Annotated in this window: 20 protein-coding genes and 12 tRNA genes; 2 read left to right on the top strand and 30 right to left on the bottom strand. The window is 37.6% G+C overall.

Going from position 1 to position 21,870, the window contains the following annotated elements; translation table 11 throughout:
• Window positions 1-97: 97 nt before the first annotated feature.
• The 13 genes from ABH960_RS28945 to ABH960_RS28885 all read right to left on the bottom strand — a co-directional run bounded on the left by ABH960_RS28945 (window position 98) and on the right by ABH960_RS28885 (window position 1,843).
• A tRNA-Gly gene (locus ABH960_RS28945) sits at window positions 98-168 on the bottom strand.
• Between the two features lies 1 nt (window position 169).
• A tRNA-Pro gene (locus ABH960_RS28940) sits at window positions 170-246 on the bottom strand.
• A 3-nt stretch (window positions 247-249) separates the two neighbouring features.
• A tRNA-Arg gene (locus tag ABH960_RS28935) sits at window positions 250-326 on the bottom strand.
• Between the two features lie 96 nt (window positions 327-422).
• Window positions 423-505 (bottom strand) — tRNA-Leu (locus ABH960_RS28930).
• Window positions 506-521: 16 nt separating this feature from the next.
• Window positions 522-594: transfer RNA gene (locus ABH960_RS28925), tRNA-Lys, on the bottom strand.
• A gap of 5 nt (window positions 595-599) precedes the next feature.
• Window positions 600-674, bottom strand: a tRNA-Gln gene (locus tag ABH960_RS28920).
• Window positions 675-761: 87 nt separating this feature from the next.
• A tRNA-Asp gene (locus ABH960_RS28915) sits at window positions 762-837 on the bottom strand.
• 3 nt (window positions 838-840) lie between these two features.
• Window positions 841-917: transfer RNA gene (locus ABH960_RS28910), tRNA-Met, on the bottom strand.
• A 24-nt stretch (window positions 918-941) separates the two neighbouring features.
• Window positions 942-1,017: transfer RNA gene (locus ABH960_RS28905), tRNA-Val, on the bottom strand.
• Window positions 1,018-1,021: 4 nt separating this feature from the next.
• Window positions 1,022-1,096 (bottom strand) — tRNA-Glu (locus tag ABH960_RS28900).
• An 8-nt stretch (window positions 1,097-1,104) separates the two neighbouring features.
• Window positions 1,105-1,195 (bottom strand) — tRNA-Ser (locus ABH960_RS28895).
• 3 nt (window positions 1,196-1,198) lie between these two features.
• A tRNA-Asn gene (locus ABH960_RS28890) sits at window positions 1,199-1,273 on the bottom strand.
• A gap of 114 nt (window positions 1,274-1,387) precedes the next feature.
• Window positions 1,388-1,843 carry a SprT family protein gene (locus ABH960_RS28885; RefSeq protein ID WP_404449868.1) on the bottom strand — a complete coding sequence of 152 codons (456 nt, stop codon included), beginning with the start codon at window positions 1,841-1,843 and terminating at the stop codon, window positions 1,388-1,390.
• 210 nt (window positions 1,844-2,053) lie between these two features.
• Here ABH960_RS28885 and cmpA point away from each other — a divergent pair, with 210 nt between their 5' ends.
• Window positions 2,054-2,170, top strand: coding sequence for a cortex morphogenetic protein CmpA (gene cmpA / locus ABH960_RS28880; RefSeq protein ID WP_001143642.1), 117 nt, complete (start codon window positions 2,054-2,056; stop codon window positions 2,168-2,170).
• A gap of 57 nt (window positions 2,171-2,227) precedes the next feature.
• On the opposite strand, the gene ABH960_RS28875 is transcribed toward cmpA, so the two are convergent.
• The 6 genes from ABH960_RS28875 to acpS all read right to left on the bottom strand — a co-directional run bounded on the left by ABH960_RS28875 (window position 2,228) and on the right by acpS (window position 8,172).
• Window positions 2,228-4,396 carry a Tex family protein gene (locus ABH960_RS28875; RefSeq protein ID WP_404449872.1) on the bottom strand — a complete coding sequence of 723 codons (2,169 nt, stop codon included), beginning with the start codon at window positions 4,394-4,396 and terminating at the stop codon, window positions 2,228-2,230.
• 68 nt (window positions 4,397-4,464) lie between these two features.
• Window positions 4,465-4,815: a type II toxin-antitoxin system endoribonuclease NdoA gene (ndoA, locus tag ABH960_RS28870; protein ID WP_000635965.1), complete on the bottom strand. Its 351-nt coding sequence runs from the start codon at window positions 4,813-4,815 to the stop codon at window positions 4,465-4,467.
• 4 nt (window positions 4,816-4,819) lie between these two features.
• Window positions 4,820-5,107 carry an antitoxin EndoAI gene (locus tag ABH960_RS28865; RefSeq protein ID WP_000004570.1) on the bottom strand — a complete coding sequence of 96 codons (288 nt, stop codon included), beginning with the start codon at window positions 5,105-5,107 and terminating at the stop codon, window positions 4,820-4,822.
• Window positions 5,108-5,418: 311 nt separating this feature from the next.
• On the bottom strand, window positions 5,419-6,588 hold the full coding sequence (gene alr / locus ABH960_RS28860) for an alanine racemase (protein WP_002009971.1): 1,170 nt from the start codon (window positions 6,586-6,588) through the stop codon (window positions 5,419-5,421).
• Between the two features lie 117 nt (window positions 6,589-6,705).
• Window positions 6,706-7,656 carry a LolA family protein gene (locus tag ABH960_RS28855; RefSeq protein WP_404449870.1) on the bottom strand — a complete coding sequence of 317 codons (951 nt, stop codon included), beginning with the start codon at window positions 7,654-7,656 and terminating at the stop codon, window positions 6,706-6,708.
• 156 nt (window positions 7,657-7,812) lie between these two features.
• A complete protein-coding gene (gene acpS, locus ABH960_RS28850) occupies window positions 7,813-8,172 on the bottom strand; it encodes a holo-ACP synthase (RefSeq protein WP_002029438.1) in 360 nt (119 codons plus the stop codon).
• Window positions 8,173-8,264: 92 nt separating this feature from the next.
• Here acpS and ABH960_RS28845 point away from each other — a divergent pair, with 92 nt between their 5' ends.
• Window positions 8,265-8,813 carry a rhomboid family intramembrane serine protease gene (locus ABH960_RS28845; protein ID WP_002139859.1) on the top strand — a complete coding sequence of 183 codons (549 nt, stop codon included), beginning with the start codon at window positions 8,265-8,267 and terminating at the stop codon, window positions 8,811-8,813.
• 171 nt (window positions 8,814-8,984) lie between these two features.
• On the opposite strand, the gene uvsE is transcribed toward ABH960_RS28845, so the two are convergent.
• The 11 genes from uvsE to ABH960_RS28790 all read right to left on the bottom strand — a co-directional run bounded on the left by uvsE (window position 8,985) and on the right by ABH960_RS28790 (window position 21,819).
• Window positions 8,985-9,947: a UV DNA damage repair endonuclease UvsE gene (gene uvsE / locus ABH960_RS28840; RefSeq protein WP_002029436.1), complete on the bottom strand. Its 963-nt coding sequence runs from the start codon at window positions 9,945-9,947 to the stop codon at window positions 8,985-8,987.
• Between the two features lie 94 nt (window positions 9,948-10,041).
• A complete protein-coding gene (gene cshA / locus ABH960_RS28835; protein ID WP_002063522.1) occupies window positions 10,042-11,658 on the bottom strand; it encodes a degradosome RNA helicase CshA in 1,617 nt (538 codons plus the stop codon).
• A gap of 306 nt (window positions 11,659-11,964) precedes the next feature.
• Window positions 11,965-13,341: a UDP-N-acetylmuramoyl-tripeptide--D-alanyl-D-alanine ligase gene (gene murF / locus ABH960_RS28830; protein WP_404449861.1), complete on the bottom strand. Its 1,377-nt coding sequence runs from the start codon at window positions 13,339-13,341 to the stop codon at window positions 11,965-11,967.
• Between the two features lie 60 nt (window positions 13,342-13,401).
• Complete coding sequence (locus ABH960_RS28825; RefSeq protein WP_002009961.1) at window positions 13,402-14,490, bottom strand: D-alanine--D-alanine ligase; 1,089 nt, start codon at window positions 14,488-14,490, stop codon at window positions 13,402-13,404.
• Between the two features lie 300 nt (window positions 14,491-14,790).
• Window positions 14,791-16,065, bottom strand: coding sequence for an MDR family MFS transporter (locus ABH960_RS28820; RefSeq protein WP_404449859.1), 1,275 nt, complete (start codon window positions 16,063-16,065; stop codon window positions 14,791-14,793).
• Window positions 16,066-16,172: 107 nt separating this feature from the next.
• On the bottom strand, window positions 16,173-17,588 hold the full coding sequence (bcaP, locus tag ABH960_RS28815) for a branched-chain amino acid transporter BcaP (RefSeq protein WP_002124809.1): 1,416 nt from the start codon (window positions 17,586-17,588) through the stop codon (window positions 16,173-16,175).
• Between the two features lie 258 nt (window positions 17,589-17,846).
• A complete protein-coding gene (locus tag ABH960_RS28810) occupies window positions 17,847-19,019 on the bottom strand; it encodes a homogentisate 1,2-dioxygenase (protein ID WP_113938346.1) in 1,173 nt (390 codons plus the stop codon).
• Complete coding sequence (locus tag ABH960_RS28805; RefSeq protein ID WP_404449856.1) at window positions 18,985-19,941, bottom strand: fumarylacetoacetate hydrolase family protein; 957 nt, start codon at window positions 19,939-19,941, stop codon at window positions 18,985-18,987. The genes ABH960_RS28810 and ABH960_RS28805 overlap by 35 nt, the downstream gene beginning before the upstream one ends.
• A 66-nt stretch (window positions 19,942-20,007) precedes the next feature.
• On the bottom strand, window positions 20,008-21,126 hold the full coding sequence (gene hppD, locus ABH960_RS28800; RefSeq protein ID WP_000810917.1) for a 4-hydroxyphenylpyruvate dioxygenase: 1,119 nt from the start codon (window positions 21,124-21,126) through the stop codon (window positions 20,008-20,010).
• Window positions 21,127-21,549: 423 nt separating this feature from the next.
• Window positions 21,550-21,660 carry a DUF3948 family protein gene (locus ABH960_RS28795; RefSeq protein WP_404449854.1) on the bottom strand — a complete coding sequence of 37 codons (111 nt, stop codon included), beginning with the start codon at window positions 21,658-21,660 and terminating at the stop codon, window positions 21,550-21,552.
• A 42-nt stretch (window positions 21,661-21,702) separates the two neighbouring features.
• A complete protein-coding gene (locus tag ABH960_RS28790) occupies window positions 21,703-21,819 on the bottom strand; it encodes a DUF3948 family protein (RefSeq protein WP_002029425.1) in 117 nt (38 codons plus the stop codon).
• Between the last annotated feature and the right edge of the window lie 51 nt (window positions 21,820-21,870).

Here is a 21,870-nt window from a genome sequence, read left to right as displayed (position 1 = left end):
CAGGATCAAACTCTCCAATAAAGTTAGTTTGTCTAGCATCTAAAAATAAAAATTGACGTTCACGTTGTTTGTTTCGTTCAGTTTTCAAAGAACTAAAAGCGGGTGAAGAGAATCGAACTCTCGACCAGAGCTTGGAAGGCTCTTGTTTTACCACTAAACTACACCCGCGTGGTCGGGAAGACAGGATTTGAACCTGCGACCCCCTGGTCCCAAACCAGGTGCTCTACCAAGCTGAGCCACTTCCCGTTATGGCGCGCCCGAGAGGAGTCGAACCCCTAACCTCTTGATCCGTAGTCAAACGCTCTATCCAATTGAGCTACGGGCGCTTATTCATGATGTTTTTTCGTCGTTGTATTTTGGCGACTCAATTATCTTACCATACTACATTTTCAAATGCAAGTACTTTTTAAAAGATTTTTTGATGCGGCCGAGAGGACTTGAACCTCCACGGGGTTTCCCCCACTAGGCCCTCAACCTAGCGCGTCTGCCGTTCCGCCACGACCGCGCGGAAAAAACAAAAGTGAGCCATGAAGGATTCGAACCTTCGACCCTCTGATTAAAAGTCAGATGCTCTACCAACTGAGCTAATGGCTCGTAAATGGCTGGGCTAGCTGGATTCGAACCAGCGCATGACGGAGTCAAAGTCCGTTGCCTTACCGCTTGGCTATAGCCCATCGAAATAGTTATCTTCTTTTCAAAGACAAATGTTATTTTACCATAATGTCCAATAAAAAACAACTGCTATATAGCAGAAGTTAAAATGGCGGTCCCGACCGGGGTCGAACCGGCGATCTCCTGCGTGACAGGCAGGCATGTTAACCACTACACCACGGGACCATTTGGTTGCGGGGACAGGATTTGAACCTGCGACCTTCGGGTTATGAGCCCGACGAGCTACCGTACTGCTCCACCCCGCGATAATATTATTTATATAATTTATATGGTGGAGGATGACGGGATCGAACCGCCGACCCCCTGCTTGTAAGGCAGGTGCTCTCCCAGCTGAGCTAATCCTCCGAAGTGGTGACCCGTACGGGATTCGAACCCGTGTTACCGCCGTGAAAGGGCGGTGTCTTAACCACTTGACCAACGGGCCAATATGTATGGCAGAGAAGAAGGGATTCGAACCCTCGCACCGCGTTAGCGATCTACTCCCTTAGCAGGGGAGCCCCTTGAGCCACTTGGGTACTTCTCTGTATGGCTCCGCAGGTAGGACTCGAACCTACGACCGATCGGTTAACAGCCGATAGCTCTACCACTGAGCTACTGCGGAATAATGAAGACAATTTGTATCTTATAAAAATTCTCATCGTAAGTCAAGAAGTTTTTTCACAACATCTTGCGCAAACGTGACATGTTTATAATATACTGGATTGCGTTTTCACTGTCAAGATGTTTTCACTACCAGTTTTAGTTGTCCTTTACACTTTCCACATACATATCTTTGTGTATTTATTTGACGTCTTCTTACATATTGAAAAGAACACCCCATACATTCATACATAGAAACTCTCGTTTCCTCCTCACTAATCATTCGTTTACAAAAACGTGGTGCACCTACTTTCTTTAATAACTCACGAAAATCTCTATCTCGATGCTTATACCCTTTTCCTGTGATATGTAAGTGATAATGACAAAGTTCATGTTTAACAATCCCGACTAACTCTTCTTTTCCATATACTTCGTAATATCGATAATTCAATTCTATATTATGATTCTTCAATAGATAGCGCCCACCAGTTGTACGTAACCTACTATTAAACATCGCTTTATGTAAAAACGACATTCCAAAGCATTGTAACGATACCTCTTCCACTAACCTCTGAATTTCTTGCTCATCCATTCTCATTCCTCCTAAACTAAAAAATATTTCCACACTTTTCTCCCTTCTTATACATATAGTAAATAGTACATATACCCATCCTCATTCAAGAAGCGTGATTTCTAAAAATGCAGCATTGCTAGAAATCCACTCACCAACCTCTCATCAAAGTTACTTTAACTAAAAGGAGCTACTTTTTTTGAGAGCAGGATTAAACAAGGAGGGATTCCTATGCCCACGTGGCTAAAGAAGCAAATGCAACGTGCATATTTTGAGAAAAACCGGTATCAAATCAAGTTACTAAATGAATGCTGGTTTTATTATAGTAAAATACATCAAAGCTCATAATCAATTAAACTTTCCAGTTCATAAAAAAAGAGCAGTTTCATCTGCTCTCTTTTCTTACTATTCAATCGGTAACATTGATAATGCAACACGACCTTTTTTCGTATCAATATCATCTACCCATACCTTTACAATTTGTCCCACGGATACAATATCTAATGGATGCTTTACAAATTGTTTGCTTAGTTTAGAAATATGTACTAAACCATCTTGCTTCACACCAATATCAACAAAGGCACCGAAATCAACAACATTGCGGATCGTTCCCTCTAATTCCATACCACGCTTTAAATCTTCTAATTTTAAAATCCCTTTTTTCAGAAGTGGCTTTGGCAACTCATCCCTCATATCTCGCTCCGGGCTAATTAAAGCATCCATAATATCAACTAATGTCGGCTCACCAATCTCCGTCTCTTGAGATAATTTAGAAATATCTACTCCTTCGAAACTCTTTTGCAAGTTTGGTTTCCCCACATCATTCTTTGATAACCCTAAGCTCTTCAATAGCAATTCAACATTTTTATATTGTTCTGGATGAATCCCTGTGCGATCTAACGGATTCGCTCCTTCTAATATACGTAAAAACCCGATACATTGTTCATATGTTTTTGCACCTAAACGTGGGATTTTCTTTAATTCAGTACGCTTCGTGAATTTCCCATCTTCCTCACGCTTAGCTACAATGTTTTTCGCAACTGTTTTTGATAATCCCGAAACATATTGCAACAATGCAACTGAAGCTGTATTTACATTAACACCAACTCGGTTAACTGCTGTCTCTACTACAAATGTTAATGATTCATTTAATCTCTTTTGAGATACATCATGTTGATATTGTCCCACCCCGACAGATTTAGGGTCAATTTTCACAAGTTCTGCAAGTGGATCTTGTAGACGTCTCCCAATTGAAACAGCACTTCTTTCTTCAACCTGTAAATTTGGAAACTCCTCGCGAGCTACATCAGATGCTGAGTACACACTAGCACCCGCTTCATTTACAATAATGTAAAATACATCTCGCTCTACATTTTGTAATACATCTACTATAAATTCTTCCGTTTCCCTCGAAGCTGTACCATTTCCAATCGCTATCATTTCAACTTCATATTTATCTATAATTGAAATGATTTTCGTTTTTGCATCCTCATATTTACGAGCAGGCGGATGCGGATAAATAACATCTATGTGAAGAACTTTTCCTGTATCATCTACTACAGCTAATTTACAACCGGTTCTATATGCTGGATCTACCGCTAACACAACTTTCCCTTTCATCGGAGGTTGTAATAATAAATTACGTAAATTCTCAGAGAAAATATGAATCGCTTGTTCTTCGGCCGTTTCCATTAATTCTTTACGAATTTCTCTTTCTATTGAAGGTTGAATTAATCGCTTATATCCATCTTCCATCGCTAATTGTACATAATGCGCACTTTTAGAAGCTTCATCAAGAATCATTTTTTTATGTAAAAACTGAAGAATTTCTTCAATTGGCGTGATAACAGAAATTCTTAATACGTCTTCCTTTTCACCACGATTCATAGCTAGTACACGATGCGGCACTACTTTTTGCAACGGTTCTTCATAGCCATAATACATTTCATATATATTCTTTTCATCTTTTTCTTTATCTTTTACAGATGAAGACATAATCCCTTTTCGGAAAGTAGTATTGCGAATCCAACTACGATATGCCGCATTATCCGAAACAAGTTCCGCAATAATATCTTGCGCACCTTGCAACGCATCTTCTGCAGACGCCACTTCCTTTTCTGCATTAACAAATTCCATAGCCTTCTCTGCTGGATTTTCTTTTTTATATAATAATAGCCACTCAGCTAACGGTTCTAATCCCTTTTCTTTAGCAATTGTAGCTTTCGTTCTTCTTTTTTCTTTATATGGACGATATAAGTCTTCTACTTCTTGAAGTTTTGTTGCAGCAACAATATGACGACGCAACTCTTCGGTTAGTTTACCCTTTTCACCAATAAGACGAAGAACCTCTTCTTTCCTATCTTCTAGTTGCATCATATATTGCCATCTTTCTAAGATTGTACGAATTTGCACCTCATCAAGAGACCCTGTCCATTCTTTTCGGTAACGAGCGATAAATGGAACTGTGTTACCTTCTTCTGTTAATTGAATAACATGACGAACTTGCTTTTCTGTAAAGCCTAATTCTTTCACTAACATTTTCATTAACCCTTGTCGATTATCTACCATTTCCATATCCAACCGTAACCTCCTCTATAATAAAAAAAAGTTGCCCTGTAAAGAGAGCAACTTAAACTGCCGATTTAAAAATCTATTAGTCCTAAACTAATTTGTAACGCTTCATCTACACGACTCATCATCACTTCATCCAAATGAGTGATTTTGTCCGTTAAGCGTTGCTTATCGATTGTTCGAATCTGCTCAAGTAAAATAACAGAATCCCTCTCAAAACCGTACTTTTTCGCATCAATTTCCACATGAGTGGGTAATTTCGCTTTTTGAATCTGTGCAGTAATAGCCGCTACAATCACAGTCGGACTAAAACGATTTCCGATGTCATTTTGAATGACAAGAACCGGACGAACGCCTCCTTGCTCAGAACCAACAACTGGGGAAAGGTCTGCAAAATACACGTCGCCGCGTTTTACAATCAAAATATTACCCCCCGCTAACTAAGCGTTCTACTGTATGAGCTGCTTCATACTCTGCTAAGAAAGCTTCAGATGCAATACCAAGATTAATTTTTCCCATTTCAATGTACCCACGTCGCATTGATTCATGTTGGTAGCGTTTCTTCGTCTTATGTTGACGCAATAACAGTTGTGTTGCCTGGCAAATTAGTTCATGGCGATTCTTATTCTCTTGTTTTCCAATTCCGTCCAATTCCGTTACCATTTGCTTTGGCAACCGAACCACGATTTCAGTAGTTACACTTGATTCGGACACAAAAATACACCTCCACCGTCAACTACACACCCAAATATATATATGACACCTATTGTAATAATACCATTGTATGGAGCCTGTTGCAAAGACTTCCTTATTCCTTGCTTATGTTTTCCAATTCATAAATAAAACATTCATCTTCTTTTACTTTTTATCTCTTTCAAACAAGAAATAAAGCAATCCTTCAGTAATATTTCATTGCAACTTATATTAATAACAAGTATAAAAAGAAGCTCCCCAGCGAAAAAGAGCCTATTCTTTATTAGTGAAACTCCTCCAAATGACGAGGTGCTGAGTAATAATACCTTCTTCTATATATCGTTCAAATAATTGATTACTTCTACAACTTTACCGTGTCGTATAAATATTCTCGGTACACGGAAGCTTATCGTTGCAATAATTTCATAATTAATAGTCCCGGAATATTCAGCAACCTCGGTAGCACTAATATACTCATCACCTTGTCTCCCAATGAGTGTAACTTTCGTACCAAGTGGCACTTCACAAGGAAGATGTATCATGAATTGATCCATTGTCACTCGCCCTACAATCGGTACTCTTTCACCGTTTACAAGTACCTTAAACCCTTGCAATCTTCTAAGCCAGCCATCTGCATACCCAATCGCAACTGTCGCAATCCATTCTTCGGTTCTCGTTCGGTATGTGACATTATAACTAATCCCATCCCCTTTAATCACTTGCTTAATATGAGCAACTTTCGTATGAAGTGACAACGCCGGTTCCAATTTAAACGGTAAAAAAGGACGTATTTCTACAGATGGGGATAGTCCATACATCGCAATACCAATTCGCACTGCATTAAATGTAATCCCTTGAAATCTTAACGTTGCAGCACTATTGGCTGTATGGACAAATTTAGGGTTCACTCCAAATTCTTTCAACCAACTTAACTGCTGCAAGAACGTATTATATTGCTTATCAAAGTAAGAAGTCTCAACCTCATCGGATGTTGCAAAATGTGTATATACTCCTTCTAACTCTAAAAATGGCGCGCCTTCTAAACTCTTTAAGAACCCCTTTAATTCTTTGCGTTCGCGTATTCCAATTCTCCCCATACCACTATCAAAATTAATATGGAATTTCATTATTGATGAACCATCCCAGAGCTTTATCGCGTCTTCTACCCATTCTTTTTGAAAAACAGTTAATGCTACATCATTTTCAGCAGCAACATTTACATCACGAGGAGGGGAAGGACCTAATACTAAAATCGGTGCAGTAATACCAGCCCTCCGAAGCACTAAAGCTTCATCTAAAAAAGCAACTGCTAATCTTGTTGCCCCTGCTTCTAATGCGGTTTTAGCCACTGGTACATAATCGTGCCCATATGCATTCGCTTTAACTACAGCAAAAATTTCTACATCACTTGGAATGAACTCTTTAATATGCGTAACATTGTTATAGATCGCATCTAAATCCACTTCCACCCAAGTGTCACGGTAAAACGGCGCTTCTTCCATAAATACACTTCCTTATACACGATATGCGAAGCTTATTCTTTTATATGCTTCTTTTATGAAATCCGCCTTCAAACTAAGAAAAGACGTGGTGCACATATATCACCACGTCTAAGAAGTTTACTTCACCTGCTTCGCTGTAACCGAACGAGCAACCATCAACAACTCATTCGGCTCTAAACCTTTAGACACGAGCATATATTCTACTCCGTTATGTGACCACGTTACAGAGTCTTTCGTCAATGCACCAATCGTGAAACCAAGATCAACCGGCTCTCCACTTACACTTACCGCCGATGAGGCCTCTGCAACTTTTGACTTTTCTTGTATTAAAGTAAAGGATTTCTTACTTCCAGTGTATGTGAGTATTGCACGCTTGCCACTGTCTGTCTTCAACTCTTCTTCCTCTTTCAAAGTCATACCTTGCGGTGTATCACGTGGATACAAAATAGCAAACGGTTTGTCTTCTTTCGCTGCCGTCTGAACATCCACTTGTGCTCTAGACATATTTTGTTTCGTATCAAATGCACCTTTATCAAACTTTGCATCAAATTTTAATTTAGTGAAATCTACTTTTACAAGGACATTTTGATCATTATCCATCAGTTTCACAGAAACTGGCGTTAGATCACTTTTATTCAGCTTAATCTCTTGTTTCGGCAACATATTTTGATGTTGATAATTTGTTTTTGTTTTAAACACATAATACTTATCTGTTTTCTCGAAAGAGAGATTTTTCTTATCTTGCAAAATATCTCTTACAAGTGATTCATATAAATAAGCCTGGCTACTATTTTGCGGCCAATCACTTTGAAAACGGAAACTCTTATTAAGTGCCGGTGTTAATACAAATACACCTTCATCATTCCTTAAAATAATTTGACTCTGATCCTTTTTCGCATTCTGCAAATTCACACGATAATACGAAGGTTCTTTATGCCAAATTTCTACATTGTACTCTTGAGGTTCATTTCCTGTTTTAATAGATAATTTCGCTTCAGCTTGATAACTCTTCATACTTTTAACTTTCGTTTCTAAATCTCTCACAACATCTTCTTGTTTCTTTTCCATACAACCCGCCAACACAAAAACGGTCAATAAACCGACAAGAACTAAAAACAGACGCCTTTTCATCACTTCAGCCCCTTTGCCCCTATAAATGAATGGAAGATATGCCTTCCTTATCGCTACCTCAAATATATGAGACAAAGATATAAAATATGCAGACTAGCGTGACGAGCTTTCCAAAACAACTTGAGCAACGGCAAATTCTTTACTATGACTAATTGATAAATGAACAATATGCTCTGTATTTGTAATGATAATCGGCTTACCTCTATCATCATTCCTTACTTCAATATCTAAAAAACTCACTTCTTTCCCGATACCGGTCCCTACCGCTTTAGAATACGCCTCTTTTGCTGCAAATCTTCCAGCTACAAATTCTGTAAGACGACTTCCTTTCAGCCCCTCGGCAACACCACGTTCTCTTTCAGTTAAAATACGTTCCATAAATTTAAGCTTTCCATCTAGCATTTTTTCAATTCGATTTAACTCAATAATATCGATTCCAATCCCTATAATCATTTCAAAATCCCCTTCTTCTATTTAGCTTTCTTCATTCATATTGTAAGAATAACAGAGAATCTTTCTGATGCAAAAGGAGTGATACTAACAACATGCTAATACCATCCACTCGCATTTCCTTACAACCGATTATCATTTCTTTACTTCTTATACAATTAGTCATGATTATATTGAGCGACTTTTCCCTCTTTCACCTGGCAGCCTACAATGAATATATCGCTAAAGGAGAATGGTGGCGTGTCATAACTTCCTTACTTGTACACGTAGACTTACAACATTTCCTTTCTAATAGTATTTGTTTATTTGTATTTGGTTCTTCTATCGAAAAACAACTAGGACACTTTTCTTTCATCATTATTTTTTTCCTTTCTGGCATTCTCGGGAATATTTCTTCTTATATTATTATGCCTCTTGAATATATTCACGCCGGAGCATCTGGTGGTATTTTCGGATTACTAGGCGCCCAATTATTTTTATTGTATAGTCGATATCGTTCTTCAAAACCAAGAGACATCGCTATTTTTTCAATAATGATACTTATATTACTACTATTTACTTTCTTTAATCCCTCTGCCAATCCTATAAGCCATTTAACCGGCTTAATAATCGGCGGCATGTGCACCCCTTTTTTAATAAAGTGAAACTTTAATCAGTGGGGATATTTTCCATCCCCCACTGATTATTAGCCCGCACCAATCGGGCTTTTACGGGCAGCCCGGCTCCCACCTAACTCCCTCGCATTCGCCGAATTTTGAGGCAGGAGTCTTACTGCCCGGCAAATAGCGGGACCAAAAAAAACGATGGCGCAGAGCTTATTTAATATAGAAGCTCGCACCATCGATAATTTCCACATCTGTTTGTTTACTTAACTCTCTCATTAGTTGAAATAAAGACTCGTCCTTTTTCTTCGCCTCAATCATACAATCAATTCGCGGAACACTCCCCTTTATCTTTTTCAAAAAAGATAAGAAAGTATCTACATCAATAAAATCTGCATGTGCTCTCGGGTTCTTTCCATCTCTAGGACTGGAGATGTGCATTTTAACTGGTAACAAAGACGATTCCCACGTATGTACAACACGCGCCCAATCTTCATGCCAATCTTCCTGGTCATTATTCATCATATGGTGGTGCAAATCAAACACCACTGGAATGTCTAATTTCTCACCTAAATACAATGTTTCTTCTAAAGAAAAGGTCGTGTCATCATTTTCTAATATAATCATCTCTTGAATACCTCTTGGAACAGTTGACCAATTTTCTATAAAGCGTTCTAATGCAAGCTCCTTATCTTTATAACCTCCTCCCACATGTAATACACATCGTTGCTTATGTTCAATTCCCATACCCTTTAACAATTTTTTGTGCATCTGCAATGTCTTTACAGATTGTTTGAAAATACTCTCCTCAGGTGAATTTAGTACAACAAAGTGATCTGGATGGAAGTCAATTCGCATATTCATACGAATTGCATATTCACCTAATTCTTTCAGATTTTCTTTTAAAGGACGAATATAGTTCCAATCTAACAACTCCTCATGATTCGCTAAAGGAATAAGCTTGGAACTAAGTCGAAAGAAAGATATATCATGCCCTTTATTATGTTTTAATAACCGTAAGCAATTTTCCAAATTCGAATTAGCGATTCTTTCAAGTTTACGAATCGCAGCCTCTCGATCATCAATCCGCTGAAACTGTGCATATGTCATCGTTTGAGATGGAGAAGCATTCTTCAAATGTACACTCATCGCAACATACCCAAGTCTTACAAGCATATAGCACCTCATTTCTATACGAGTTACTATGTGTAGTATGCACAATTACAGAAATAAAAAAAGAGAATGCCAGCAAAGGGCATTCTCTTTTTTATTAAGCTTGTGGACGGCTATGATGTTTTCTTTCGCCGCGTCCATTTGAAGATCCAGGGCGACCTTCACCTTTACGACCACGGTTACCATCACGGCTACCAGCATCACGGCTACCGCCATCACGATTACGATCACGGTTACGACCATCGCCACTTCCGCTTCCACGTCCATCACGATTGCGATCACGGTTACGACCATCGCCACCGCCGCGTCCATCACGACTACGATTACGGTTACCATCACGGTATCCACTTCCGTTACCACCGCGTTTTTTAGAACCGCCACCGCCACCTCTTGAAACAACTGGTGGTTCTGATGTTAAAGCGATCGGAGTTGTATCCGGCTCTTTTGTCATCATTTTTAAAGCAGCAGCTACTACTGTTACAGAATCATTCTCTTCTAACATTTCTTCTGCAATACGCTTGTAGTAGGATAAGTTATCATTTTCAATTGTGCTTTGAAGTTTTTCAGCGATTAAACGTTGTTGACCTTCTAACGCCTCGTCAAGTGTCGGTGCGTCCATACGATCAACCTTACGTTTTGTTGTACGCTCGATATTTTTTAATTGTCCTGATTCACGTGGTGTTACAAATAACATTGCAATACCTTTTTTACCAGCACGGCCAGTACGACCGATACGGTGAACGTATGATTCTGGATCTTGTGGGATATCGAAGTTGTATACATGTGTTACGCCTGAAATATCAAGACCACGTGCAGCAACGTCTGTTGCAACAAGAACTTCAATAGTACCTTCTTTAAATTTACGTAATACAGACATACGCTTCGCTTGTGTTAAGTCACCGTGAATACCTTCTGCTGCATAACCACGTAAGTTCAATGCTTCTGATAATTCATCAACACGACGCTTTGTACGACCGAATATGATTGCAAGCTCTGGAGATTGAATATCTAGTAAGCGTGTTAACACGTCAAACTTTTTCTTTTCTTGCACTTCTAAATAGAACTGCTGAATGTTTGGCATTGTTACTTCTTTTGCTTTTACTTTAATGTGTTGAGGCTCAGTCATGAAACGCTCAGCAATACGACGGATTGGATCTGGCATTGTCGCTGAGAATAATAATGTTTGATGTGTTTCTGGCACATCTGTTAAAATCGCTTCAATATCTTCAATGAAGCCCATGTTTAACATTTCATCCGCTTCGTCAAGAACAACAGTCTCTACGTTTTGTAAGCGAAGTGTTTTACGGTTGATATGATCTAAAATACGACCCGGCGTACCTACAATAATGTGTGGGTGTTTTTTTAGAGCACGAATTTGGCGGTTAATATCTTGACCACCATAAATTGGTAGAATACGAACACGTTTATGTTTACCAATTTTGTATAGCTCTTCTCCAACTTGAATTGCTAATTCACGCGTTGGCGCGATAACAATACCTTGAACTGCTTCTTTATTTGTATCCACTTTATCTAATAGTGGTAATCCGAATGCTGCTGTTTTCCCTGTACCTGTTTGCGCTTGCCCAATAATATCCTTACCTTGCAATGCATGTGGAATTGTTTCAGCTTGAATCGGCGTAGCCTCTTCAAAGCCCATACTTTCAACAGATTGTAGTAAAGACTCACTTAATCCTAGTTCTCGAAATGTTGTCAATGTTACTTCTCCTTTTCTATCCTATACTTATCATTTAAAAAAAGGCGTTTTCCGAACTTGCGGAAAAGCCATTTTCCTGAATACTTACGTATATAACCGGGCGTATATTCTTCACGAAAATACTTCTAAACGTTATTACACTTTATCAATTATAAGTTTTGTAGGTGTAAAAAGCAAACCCCAACTGTTACCTTATTTCATATTCAGAGCTTTTTTCTTTACTTTTATTTTTTTATCGTTTACTGTAAGCGCTTATTATAAGTTTCCACTATTTTCGTGGCTATCATCCCTATTTATATACACCAATTATTTCAACATCGTAATTACTTCTTCTAATTTCATGCCGCGAGATGCTTTTACTAATACAACATCTTTCGTACCGACTACTGCTTGCAACTCTTTTATTAACTCTTCTTTACTATCATACGCTTTTACACGGTCTTTAGGGAAATTAATTTTTGCACCTTCAGCAATTTGAGCCCCTAATTTACCATATGTGAATACATATGAAATTTTTGCTGGATCAATTAATTTACCTACTTCATAATGAAATGGCACTTCTTGATTTCCAAGTTCTAACATATCACCAAGCACAACAATTTTTTTAGCAAATCCATCTAAACCATTCATTAGGTGGAACGCAGCTTCCATAGCTGTTGGACTAGCATTATAAGCATCATTGATAATTGTTAAACCACTATCTGTTTTTACAATTTCCATACGCATACCTGTCATTTGAAGTGTTACTAAACCTTGTTTCATTTCTTCCCACGTTACACCAAAATGTTTTGCAATTGCCATTGAAGCAAGCGTATTATATACATTATGCTTTCCTAGTACTGGCAAATAGAATGACAAAGTTTCATCCCTGTTCATCTTAAAGTGTGTCCCAGTAGCCTGCAATGTTACAGTAGTTGGATAGTAATCATTTGCTCTCGCATCACCAAATGTAACTGTTTCAGCTGCTAAATTCATTTCTGGAACACGATTCGTTAATAGCGGCTCATCTCCATTATATACGAACACGCCACCCTTTTGTAAACCTGTAACAATTTCTAACTTCGCTTCAGCAATCGCCTCACGAGAGCCTAAATCCATTAAGTGCGCCTCACCAATGTTCGTAATAATAGCTGCATTAGGACGAGCTAACTTAGATAGAAATTCAATTTCTCCTCGGCTTGACATGCCCATTTCTAATACAGCTACTTCTGTATTTTCCTCTAAATTTAAAATAGTAAGAGGTAAACCGATGTGGTTGTTGAAATTACCTTCTGTTTTTTGAACTTTAAATTTAGTCGCAAGAATACTTGTTACAATATCTTTCGTAGATGTTTTACCATTACTACCCGTTACACCAATAACTTTTACATCTAATTGATCACGATAGTTTTTCGCTAACATTTGCAATGCTGCTAGTGTATCTTCTACAAAAATAACCGGAAGATTTTCAGGTGGGTTTTCTACATCTTTCATCCATAATGTAGCAATCGCCCCATTTTCAACAGCTTTGTCTACAAAAGCATGTCCATCGAAACGTTCACCTTGAATTGGAACATATAAATTTCCATTTTCAATTTTCCTCGTATCAATAGACACTCCTTGTATAGTAATTCCCTCATACTGCTCTGCTAATCCAGTACCATTTATCATCTGCTCTACTTGTTTTAACGTTCGATTTATCATGAAAACACTCCTTACATAGAGGAAGCACTATTCCTTCGAATAGTGCTTCCTCCTTTTTTGTTAGATTGTATATTTAATTTTTTGTTTTTCTTCGTGACGCTCAATCGCTAAGCGAATTAGCTCTTCAATTAATTCCGGATACGGTAACCCTGTATGTTGCCATAATAGAGGGAACATACTAAACGGCGTGAATCCTGGCATTGTGTTTACTTCGTTAATATATACTTCTCCATCTTTCGTTAAGAAGAAATCAGCTCGTGTTAAGCCCGAACCATCTAATGATTGGAATGCGATAATTGCATCTCGCTTAATTACATTAGACTCTTCTTCTGTCATTTCAGCTGGAATAATTAACGCTGTATCACCATCGATGTATTTCGATTTGTAATCATAAAAATCTTTTTTCGGTACAATTTCACCTACAACTGAACATTTCGGCTCATCATTACCTAATACACCAACTTCTACTTCACGACCTACAATATTTTCTTCTACAATAATTTTACGGTCAAATTGGAATGCCTCTTCGAATGCATTCTCAAGCTCTTCACGATCGTTACACTTATTAATACCAACACTTGAACCAAGGTTTGCTGGTTTTACGAAGCAAGGATATCCTAATACTTCTTCTACTTTTTCATACGCTGTTTCACGATCTTTTTCCCATGCGCTACGAATGAAAGATGCATATTTCGCTTGTTTCAATCCAGCTTCTGCAAAGATATTTTTCATAACAACTTTATCCATACCAGCAGATGATGCTAATACACCGTTACCTACATATGGAATGTTTAGTAATTCTAATAACCCTTGTACTGTTCCATCTTCGCCATTCGGTCCATGTAATAATGGGAAAATAACATCAATTGCATCTTCTTGTTTAGAAGTTGCCGTTGGGATAATTTCTGTACTTAATGATACAGGAGAAATTGTATTCTCTTCCCCACTCATTTGTAATGCCTCAACATTTGTTACTTCGCCTTCAATACGCTCTCCACGCATCCATTGGCCTTGTTCTGTAATATAAATTGGATGAATCTCGAATTTATCTTGATTTAATGCTTTAATAGCAGCAAGAGCCGTTTGTAACGAAACTTGATGCTCAGCTGATTTTCCACCGTATAATAAACCTAATTTAATTTTTGTCACTGAAATCACCCTAACCAATTGTTTTCATTTTTCTATTTTAGCACTTTTTATAAAAATAGGTAGTTCCTATTTGAAATAAAATGTAACTTCCACAAATAATTAAAAGACACCACTTATTGGTTTTCTACACTTTTTCTCTTTAATTTCTACACACCTAAACAAAATTAAACTTTAAAGCAAAATTGCTATCTAATCTAGTTATGCACCTAAAATATGTAGAAATCCACTTTGTGTGTATGTCATCTATATTACCCTACCATTTGTGGAGGGTGAAAAAACATTGATTAAAGTTTCATTTTATTAAGAAGACTGTTTTGTAGGCGTATCTTTTTGCCTCTGCTCAACAAGACGATCTAAAGAAACATATACAAAGCCTGCAACTACACACCCTATACTTAAAATTGTAAATAAGTAGTGACCAAGCAAACGATCCAATAAAAAACCACCAAGAAGTGGACCGAATGCACTTCCTGTAATCCACTGCAAACTCGCCGCCCCCATATAGGTTCCTCTCAAATGCTCAGGGGCCAAATTCGCTACAAACGTCATCTGTACAGGCGACATAATCATCTCACCTAACGTATATATGGCATAAACAAACATTAACGTCATTAAAATAATTGTAGCATTTGTATCATATTCTCCAAACCACTTCGGTAACCATCCTATAAAAAACAAACCAATTCCGAACAAACACGCACCGTATAACATCGTCTTTCCAACAGGTTTATCTGTCGCCCATTTTGAAATTTGAAATTGAAATAAAACAACTAATAGACCATTTAATGCCATTAAATATGGGTATGGATTGTTGACTCCAAAAATATCCTTCATTTCGTTATCAAAGTGAAGCGGTAACATGCCTTCTGTTTGAGAAAACCCCATAGAAATAATGATCCCCGCTAACAAATAAATCATTAACGCCTTATCTCTCATTAAAATTTTCCAAACTGCTCCGGATTCCTTCTCTTTATTTTTTTCCGTCATATCCGTAATTTTTGGCATTGTTTCTTTAATAAGTACTAACACTAGTAGCGCATAAAACAACATAGCGGATGAAGCAATAATAAACACGAGGTTCTTTGATAAAACAACTACTGATGCTCCCATTATCGGTCCAATTGCAGCACCAATATTGTGTCCCATTCGCAATAAACCATATGCTTCTGTTCTTTTTTCTGGCGCCGTCACATCTGCAACCATCGCTGATGCTGCTGGATGAAATAAAGAATTACTTAACCCTAAAAAAATAGATAAAATAGCGTATGGAATAAATCCTTCGATAAATAAAAAACCGAGCATTAATAACGCATTACTCGCCATTGAAAATATCATAATTGGCTTTCTTCCATATATATCAGCTATTCTTCCGCCTATAAGCGAGCCAAAGCTTGCAGCAATTGGAGAAAGCGCCATAATAATCCCAACTTGTAATAAAGAATCTACCTTATCTTTTAAATATAGTGCAAAAAAAGGCATTAACATCATCATCGCAATTCCGTTCAAAGTCTCACCGATAAATCGAATCCATACGTTACGATCCATCTCTCTTAACTCACGCCATGTATTTTTCACATTTTCACCCCTTTAGTTCGCCAACAATTATCTTATAATACATTCAGAAAAATGTAAATTTTCAAAATAAAAATCCATCCTAACAGAATTAGAATGGATTTTTCCATTTATAAATTTGCTACATCTTCTTCTTTTTTACTATTATTTAAAACACTACGCTTTCTACTATAGGCGAAATAAACTACTATACCGATAACCATCCAAACACCAAAACTAATCCAAGCTGTCGCTGATAATTGAAGCATCAAATATAAGCAAAAGATAACTGTTAATGCTGGTAAAAATGGTACGAGCGGCGCCTTAAACGCCCTTGGTAAATCAGGATGAGTTCGTCTCATCACAATGACAGCAACAGCTACAAGTGCAAATGCTGACAAAGTTCCCATATTTACAAGATGTGCTAAAACATTTAAATCTATTAATCCTGAAATAAGTGCTGCAATAATACCTGTTGTCCATGTATTTAAAAATGGTGTTTTAAATTTCGGATGAACTTTAGCAAGACGCTTCGGTAACAATCCATCTCTGCTCATTGCATATGAAACACGAACTTGCCCATACATCATAACTAGCATTACAGTTGTAATTCCTGTAATTGCTCCTACTGATATCACTCCCGCCAAACTATCTTGTCCAATAAATTGAAGTGCGAAAGCAACTGGATCTGATATATTCAACTGACCGTATGGAACAATCCCTGTCAAAATAAGTGAAACAACAATGTAAAGAACCGTACAAACTAGTAACGATGCAATAATTCCAATCGGCAAATCGCGTTGTGGGCGCTTCACTTCTTCTGCGGCTGTTGATACAGCATCAAATCCAATGAATGCGAAGAAAACTGTAGCTGCTCCAGCCATTACACCATCTAACCCAAATGGCATAAAAGGTGTCCAATTTTCAGGTTTTACATAATTAAATCCGGCGAAGATAAAAATGAGAACAACTGCTAGTTTAATAAATACCATTATATTATTTACACGTGCACTTTCACGAACACCTCTAGATAAAAGAACCGTCATAACTAGAATAATTAGAACTGCAGGTAAATCAATTATTCCACCCTTTCCAGTACCAGGGGCCGAGGAGAGAATGGTCGGAATATGAATCCCAAATCCCTTTAATAACGATTGAAAATACGCTGACCATCCATTGGCTACAGCAGATGTGGCTAATAAATACTCGAGCATTAAATCCCATCCAATTAAGAAGGCAAATACTTCTCCCATCGTCGCATACGTGTACGTGTAAACACTCCCTGAGACAGGAACTGAAGAAGCAAATTCAGCGTAACAAAATGCAGCAAAGGCACAAGCTAATGCAGCTATAGCAAATGATAATATAATAGCTGGTCCAGAATGTTTCGCTGCTACAACGCCAGTAAGAACAAAAATACCAGTTCCAACAATTGCTCCGATTCCAAGCATTGTTAAATCAAGTGCCCCTAACGTTCTCGATAATGTCTTTTGTTTACTTTCTTGCAGTAACGTTGAAATTGGCTTCTTTTGAAAAATTTGCTTCATACTGTGCTCCTCCATGATTTTAGTTTTCTGAAAATTTAATTTACTTTTTTCATTTTACCCACGGCATGTTTTTTAGTCAATACTTTTGTCGAAATAAACAGAAAACTATCGAGATACATACTATACTCTTATCATCCTTTTGATAAAAAGATTCAGACAATCATATCTATATATATTTTCATAACTTTTTTTAGTATTATTATACATGTCGATTCCATAAAAGAGGCATGCTCCCGTAGTGAGCATGCCTCTTTTTACTTATTTCGCAGTATATGAACCCTCTTCAATCCAGCTATACATATATTTTTCATCTTCCGTCTCATGTGCTTGTTTTACAATACGAAGCGGACGGAATGTATCTATCATAACAGCCAGTTCAAGTGTCTCTTTCTTCCCTATACTCGCTTCTGTTTTCCCTGGATGTGGCCCATGCGGGATCCCGCTTGGATGAAGCGTAATTGAACCTTCTTCTACACCTTTTCGGCTCATAAAATTACCTTCTACATAGTACAGTACCTCATCACTATTCACATTACTATGATAATATGGTGCCGGAATAGATTCTGGATGATAATCGTATAAACGCGGTACGAAAGAGCAAATGACGAAATTATGCCCTTCGAATGTTTGATGTACTGGTGGTGGCTGATGAATACGACCTGTAATTGGTTCAAAATCCTCCACATTAAAGACCCACGGATATAAATACCCATCCCATCCAACAACATCTAACGGATGGTGCCCTAACACATGCTTGTGCATATAACCTCTCGACTTTGTCATTACAACAAACTCACCTTTTTCATCATATGTCTCCAATTTCTCCGGTCCACGCATATCTCTTTCACAAAACGGACTATGTTCTAACAATTGCCCATATTCATTGCGATAGCGACTTGGTGTTGTAATTTGGCTATTTGCCTCTACAACAAGAAACTTAGTCTCTCCCTCATCTGGAATAACACGATAAATCGTTCCAATTGGAATTGTTACATAATCACCTTTTCTATAGTGAATCGTTCCAAACATCGTTTCAATTTTTCCTGTTCCATAATGAACAAATAACATTTCATCGCCATCACCATTACGGTAAAAATAATCCATTTTTTCTGTTGGACTCACTACTCCAATTAATAAATCCTCATTCCCAAGCATAAAGTTTCTTCCGCTTACTGCATCACCAGTTTTTTTATTTTCTTTCGTACGGAAGTGGCGATGAGCAAGAGTAACATCCTCTTCATACTGTAACTGACAAGAATGCGATAATGCCGCATGCCCTACTTCTGTTGGCATATAATGATGATACAAAATAGACTGGGTACCAGAGAAACCTTTTGTCCCCATTACCTGCTCACGATAAAGCGATCCATCTTTTTTACGAAATTGTACATGTCGTTTATGAGGTAGCTCCCCCATGTGACGATAAAACATGCCCATCACCTGCTTCCATTTCTTTTTTGACCGTATTACGTAACGTACCTAAACCCGTAATCGACAGCTCTACAACATCTCCATCTTGCAGCCACTCTTCCGTACCAAGCTCCAAAATACAGCCCGTTCCCACTGTACCAGACCCGATAACATCCCCTGGATATAACGTAACATCTTCCGAAGCACGTTCAATCATTTCAGCAAATGTATAGTAAATATCTTGGAAGTTTCCCTTTGATAATATCTTTCCATTTACATGAGCAGTCATCTCTAAATCATAACGATCACCGTTACGATAAACGTCTAATTCCTCTTTCGTAACGAGATACGCTCCTAATGAAGTTGCAAAATCTTTTCCTTTCGCTGGACCGAGTCCCACTTTCATTTCTGTTGCTTGTAAGTCCCTTGCACTCCAGTCGTTCATAATGCAGTAACCAAAAATATATTCCTCTGCTCGTTCACGAGAAATGTTTCGTCCTTCTTTCCCAATTACGCAAGCAATCTCTAACTCATAATCAAGCTTTTTAGACTTCTTCGGACCAATAACAAAATCATCTGGTCCAATAACAGCACGGTGGTTCGTAAAATAAAAAACCGGGATATCATACCATTCAGGTACAACATCTAGCCCTCTTCGTCCGCGAGCTGTTTTTACATGCTGCTCAAATGCATAAAAATCTCGAATGCTACTCGGATTAGGAATTGCCGCTGCTAATTGAACTTCCTCTAAGGAATATATACCCTTTTCAGGATTCTTAATATTACGCAATACTTCTACATACTCATCTGCTTTCTCTAAAAAGGCGAACATAGAAGAAGGTAATTGTCCATCACTCGCAAGATTCATATCGATTACTTTGTCACCTTCAAGCCATCCAGCTCGCATTTCTTTCGATGGGAGACGAAATGTAACAAATTTCATCGTGATTCCTCCCTATGAAAATGAAATTTCCACCAACAAAGGAACTCTTGCTGGTGGATACAAATTTTATAAATTTCCGCGACGCTCTTGTTCTCTTTCAATTGATTCGAATAACGCTTTAAAGTTCCCTTCGCCAAATCCACGAGAACCTTTACGTTGGATGATTTCAATAAATAGAGTTGGACGATCTACAATTGGTTTCGTAAAGATTTGTAATAAATAACCTTCTTCGTCACGGTCTACTAGAATCTTCAATTCTTTTAATCTATCAATTTCTTCATCAATTTTCCCCACTCGTGCTGTTAACTCATCGTAATACGTATCTGGCGTATCTAAAAACTCCACGCCATTTGCACGAAGTACTTCAATTGTTTTTACAATATCACTTGTTAATAAAGCGAGATGCTGTACACCTGCTCCGTTATAGAACTCTAGATATTCTTGAATTTGTGATTTTCTTTTTCCATCCGCTGGTTCATTAATCGGAAACTTAATACGGCTTCCATTCGTCATAACTTTTGACATTAATGCCGAATACTCTGTACTAATATCATCATCGTCGAAATGGATCATTTGTTTAAAGCCCATAACATTCTCGTAATAACTAACCCACTCTTCCATTTTCTCAACGTTACCAACTACATGGTCTACAGCAATTAAACCAGACTCTTCAAATGGAATATTAAACTCAACCTTTTGGAATCCTGGCATAAATGTTCCTTTATAATTTTTACGCTCTACAAGCGTGTGAATTGTATCACCATACGTGCCAATAACCGCTTTTTTCAATGTACCGTCCTCATCTGTTAACTCTTCAGGAGGAGCAATCGCAACAGCGCCACGTTTTACAGCTTCAGAGTATGCTTTATCAACATCATCAACAAGTAAAGCCACATCTTTCACTCCATCACCATGAGTCTTTACAAACTCTGCAATACGACTATCACTACTTAAAGCTCCAGACACAACAAAACGCATATTTTTTTGCACAAGAACATAAGATACCTTTTCACGGTTTCCTGTTTCTAATCCAGAATAAGCTACAATTTTGAATCCAAACGCTCTCGCAAGATAATAACTTGATTGCTTTGCATTCCCTACGTAAAATTCCAAATGATCTACATCACGTACCGGAAAAAAGTCCTCCATTTGTGCAGCTAGCGTATCCATAGATTTTTGTTTCATAATATCTTCATCCCCCTGTAAATAGATTAAATGGTCCATACTTAAAACCAACCGAAAACGCTTCCAACATCAATTAATAGAAATTAGTTAGCAAGCTAACAAATTCTGACCTTTAAAATTTTCTATCTTTTCTGTCAAATTCCTCTTTTTTTCTTACATATAAAATTCGACTTTTTTCTCTTTAAAATAAAGTGAAACTTTAATCGGTGGGGGTTTTGTTCATTCTCCACTGATTATTAGCCCGACTCCTACCTAACTCCTTTTTTGAGGTAGGAGTCTTACTGTCCGCAAATAGCGAGATAAGGGGATATTATTAATACTTGAGGGTTTATATGAGAGGAAAACAAAAAAGACTCCAACATATTAACTACTTACTAATACGTTAGAGTCTTTATTTTTTTTGAATGATTGTATTTATATTTTTCATACTAATATATTTGCAAGGAATAGAATAAATGATGTTAATATTACCGCTCCGCCTAATGATCCTAATAAATCTATTTTTGTTACTTGTAACACTTGTTCACTGTTCATATTCCTCATTCTCCTTTCATTTTGTACAATTTAAAACTTTTATTATACTAATACACTTGATAGAAATACGATTAATGCTGTTAATACTACTGCTCCGCTTGCTGATCCTAAGAAATCACCTTTTGTTACTTGTAATACTTGCTCTTTCATATCTTTCATTCTCCCTTCATTTATCTTTTGTTACAAAACTTCTATTATACTAATACGCTT

The organism is Bacillus sp. RC252 (genome assembly GCF_044909215.1).
Taxonomy (GTDB): Bacteria; Bacillota; Bacilli; order Bacillales; family Bacillaceae_G; genus Bacillus_A; species Bacillus_A mycoides.
Note: the sequence above shows the minus strand (reverse complement) of the source record. Positions and strands in the feature narration are given on the sequence as shown.

Excerpts from the sequence above, each read along its gene's own strand:
- ABH960_RS28885 (WP_404449868.1), bottom strand. The coding sequence starts at position 1,843 with ATGGATGAGCAAGAAATTCAGAGGTTAGTGGAAGAGGTATCGTTACAA.
- cmpA (WP_001143642.1), top strand. The coding sequence starts at position 2,054 with ATGCCCACGTGGCTAAAGAAGCAAATGCAACGTGCATATTTTGAGAAA.
- ABH960_RS28875 (WP_404449872.1), bottom strand. The coding sequence starts at position 4,396 with ATGGAAATGGTAGATAATCGACAAGGGTTAATGAAAATGTTAGTGAAA.
- alr (WP_002009971.1), bottom strand. The coding sequence starts at position 6,588 with ATGGAAGAAGCGCCGTTTTACCGTGACACTTGGGTGGAAGTGGATTTA.
- ABH960_RS28855 (WP_404449870.1), bottom strand. The coding sequence starts at position 7,656 with ATGGAAAAGAAACAAGAAGATGTTGTGAGAGATTTAGAAACGAAAGTT.
- acpS (WP_002029438.1), bottom strand. The coding sequence starts at position 8,172 with ATGATTATAGGGATTGGAATCGATATTATTGAGTTAAATCGAATTGAA.
- ABH960_RS28845 (WP_002139859.1), top strand. The coding sequence starts at position 8,265 with ATGCTAATACCATCCACTCGCATTTCCTTACAACCGATTATCATTTCT.
- uvsE (WP_002029436.1), bottom strand. The coding sequence starts at position 9,947 with ATGCTTGTAAGACTTGGGTATGTTGCGATGAGTGTACATTTGAAGAAT.
- murF (WP_404449861.1), bottom strand. The coding sequence starts at position 13,341 with ATGATAAATCGAACGTTAAAACAAGTAGAGCAGATGATAAATGGTACT.
- bcaP (WP_002124809.1), bottom strand. The coding sequence starts at position 17,588 with ATGAAGCAAATTTTTCAAAAGAAGCCAATTTCAACGTTACTGCAAGAA.
- ABH960_RS28810 (WP_113938346.1), bottom strand. The coding sequence starts at position 19,019 with ATGTTTTATCGTCACATGGGGGAGCTACCTCATAAACGACATGTACAA.
- ABH960_RS28805 (WP_404449856.1), bottom strand. The coding sequence starts at position 19,941 with ATGAAATTTGTTACATTTCGTCTCCCATCGAAAGAAATGCGAGCTGGA.
- hppD (WP_000810917.1), bottom strand. The coding sequence starts at position 21,126 with ATGAAACAAAAATCTATGGATACGCTAGCTGCACAAATGGAGGACTTT.
- ABH960_RS28795 (WP_404449854.1), bottom strand. The coding sequence starts at position 21,660 with ATGAACAGTGAACAAGTGTTACAAGTAACAAAAATAGATTTATTAGGA.
- ABH960_RS28790 (WP_002029425.1), bottom strand. The coding sequence starts at position 21,819 with ATGAAAGATATGAAAGAGCAAGTATTACAAGTAACAAAAGGTGATTTC.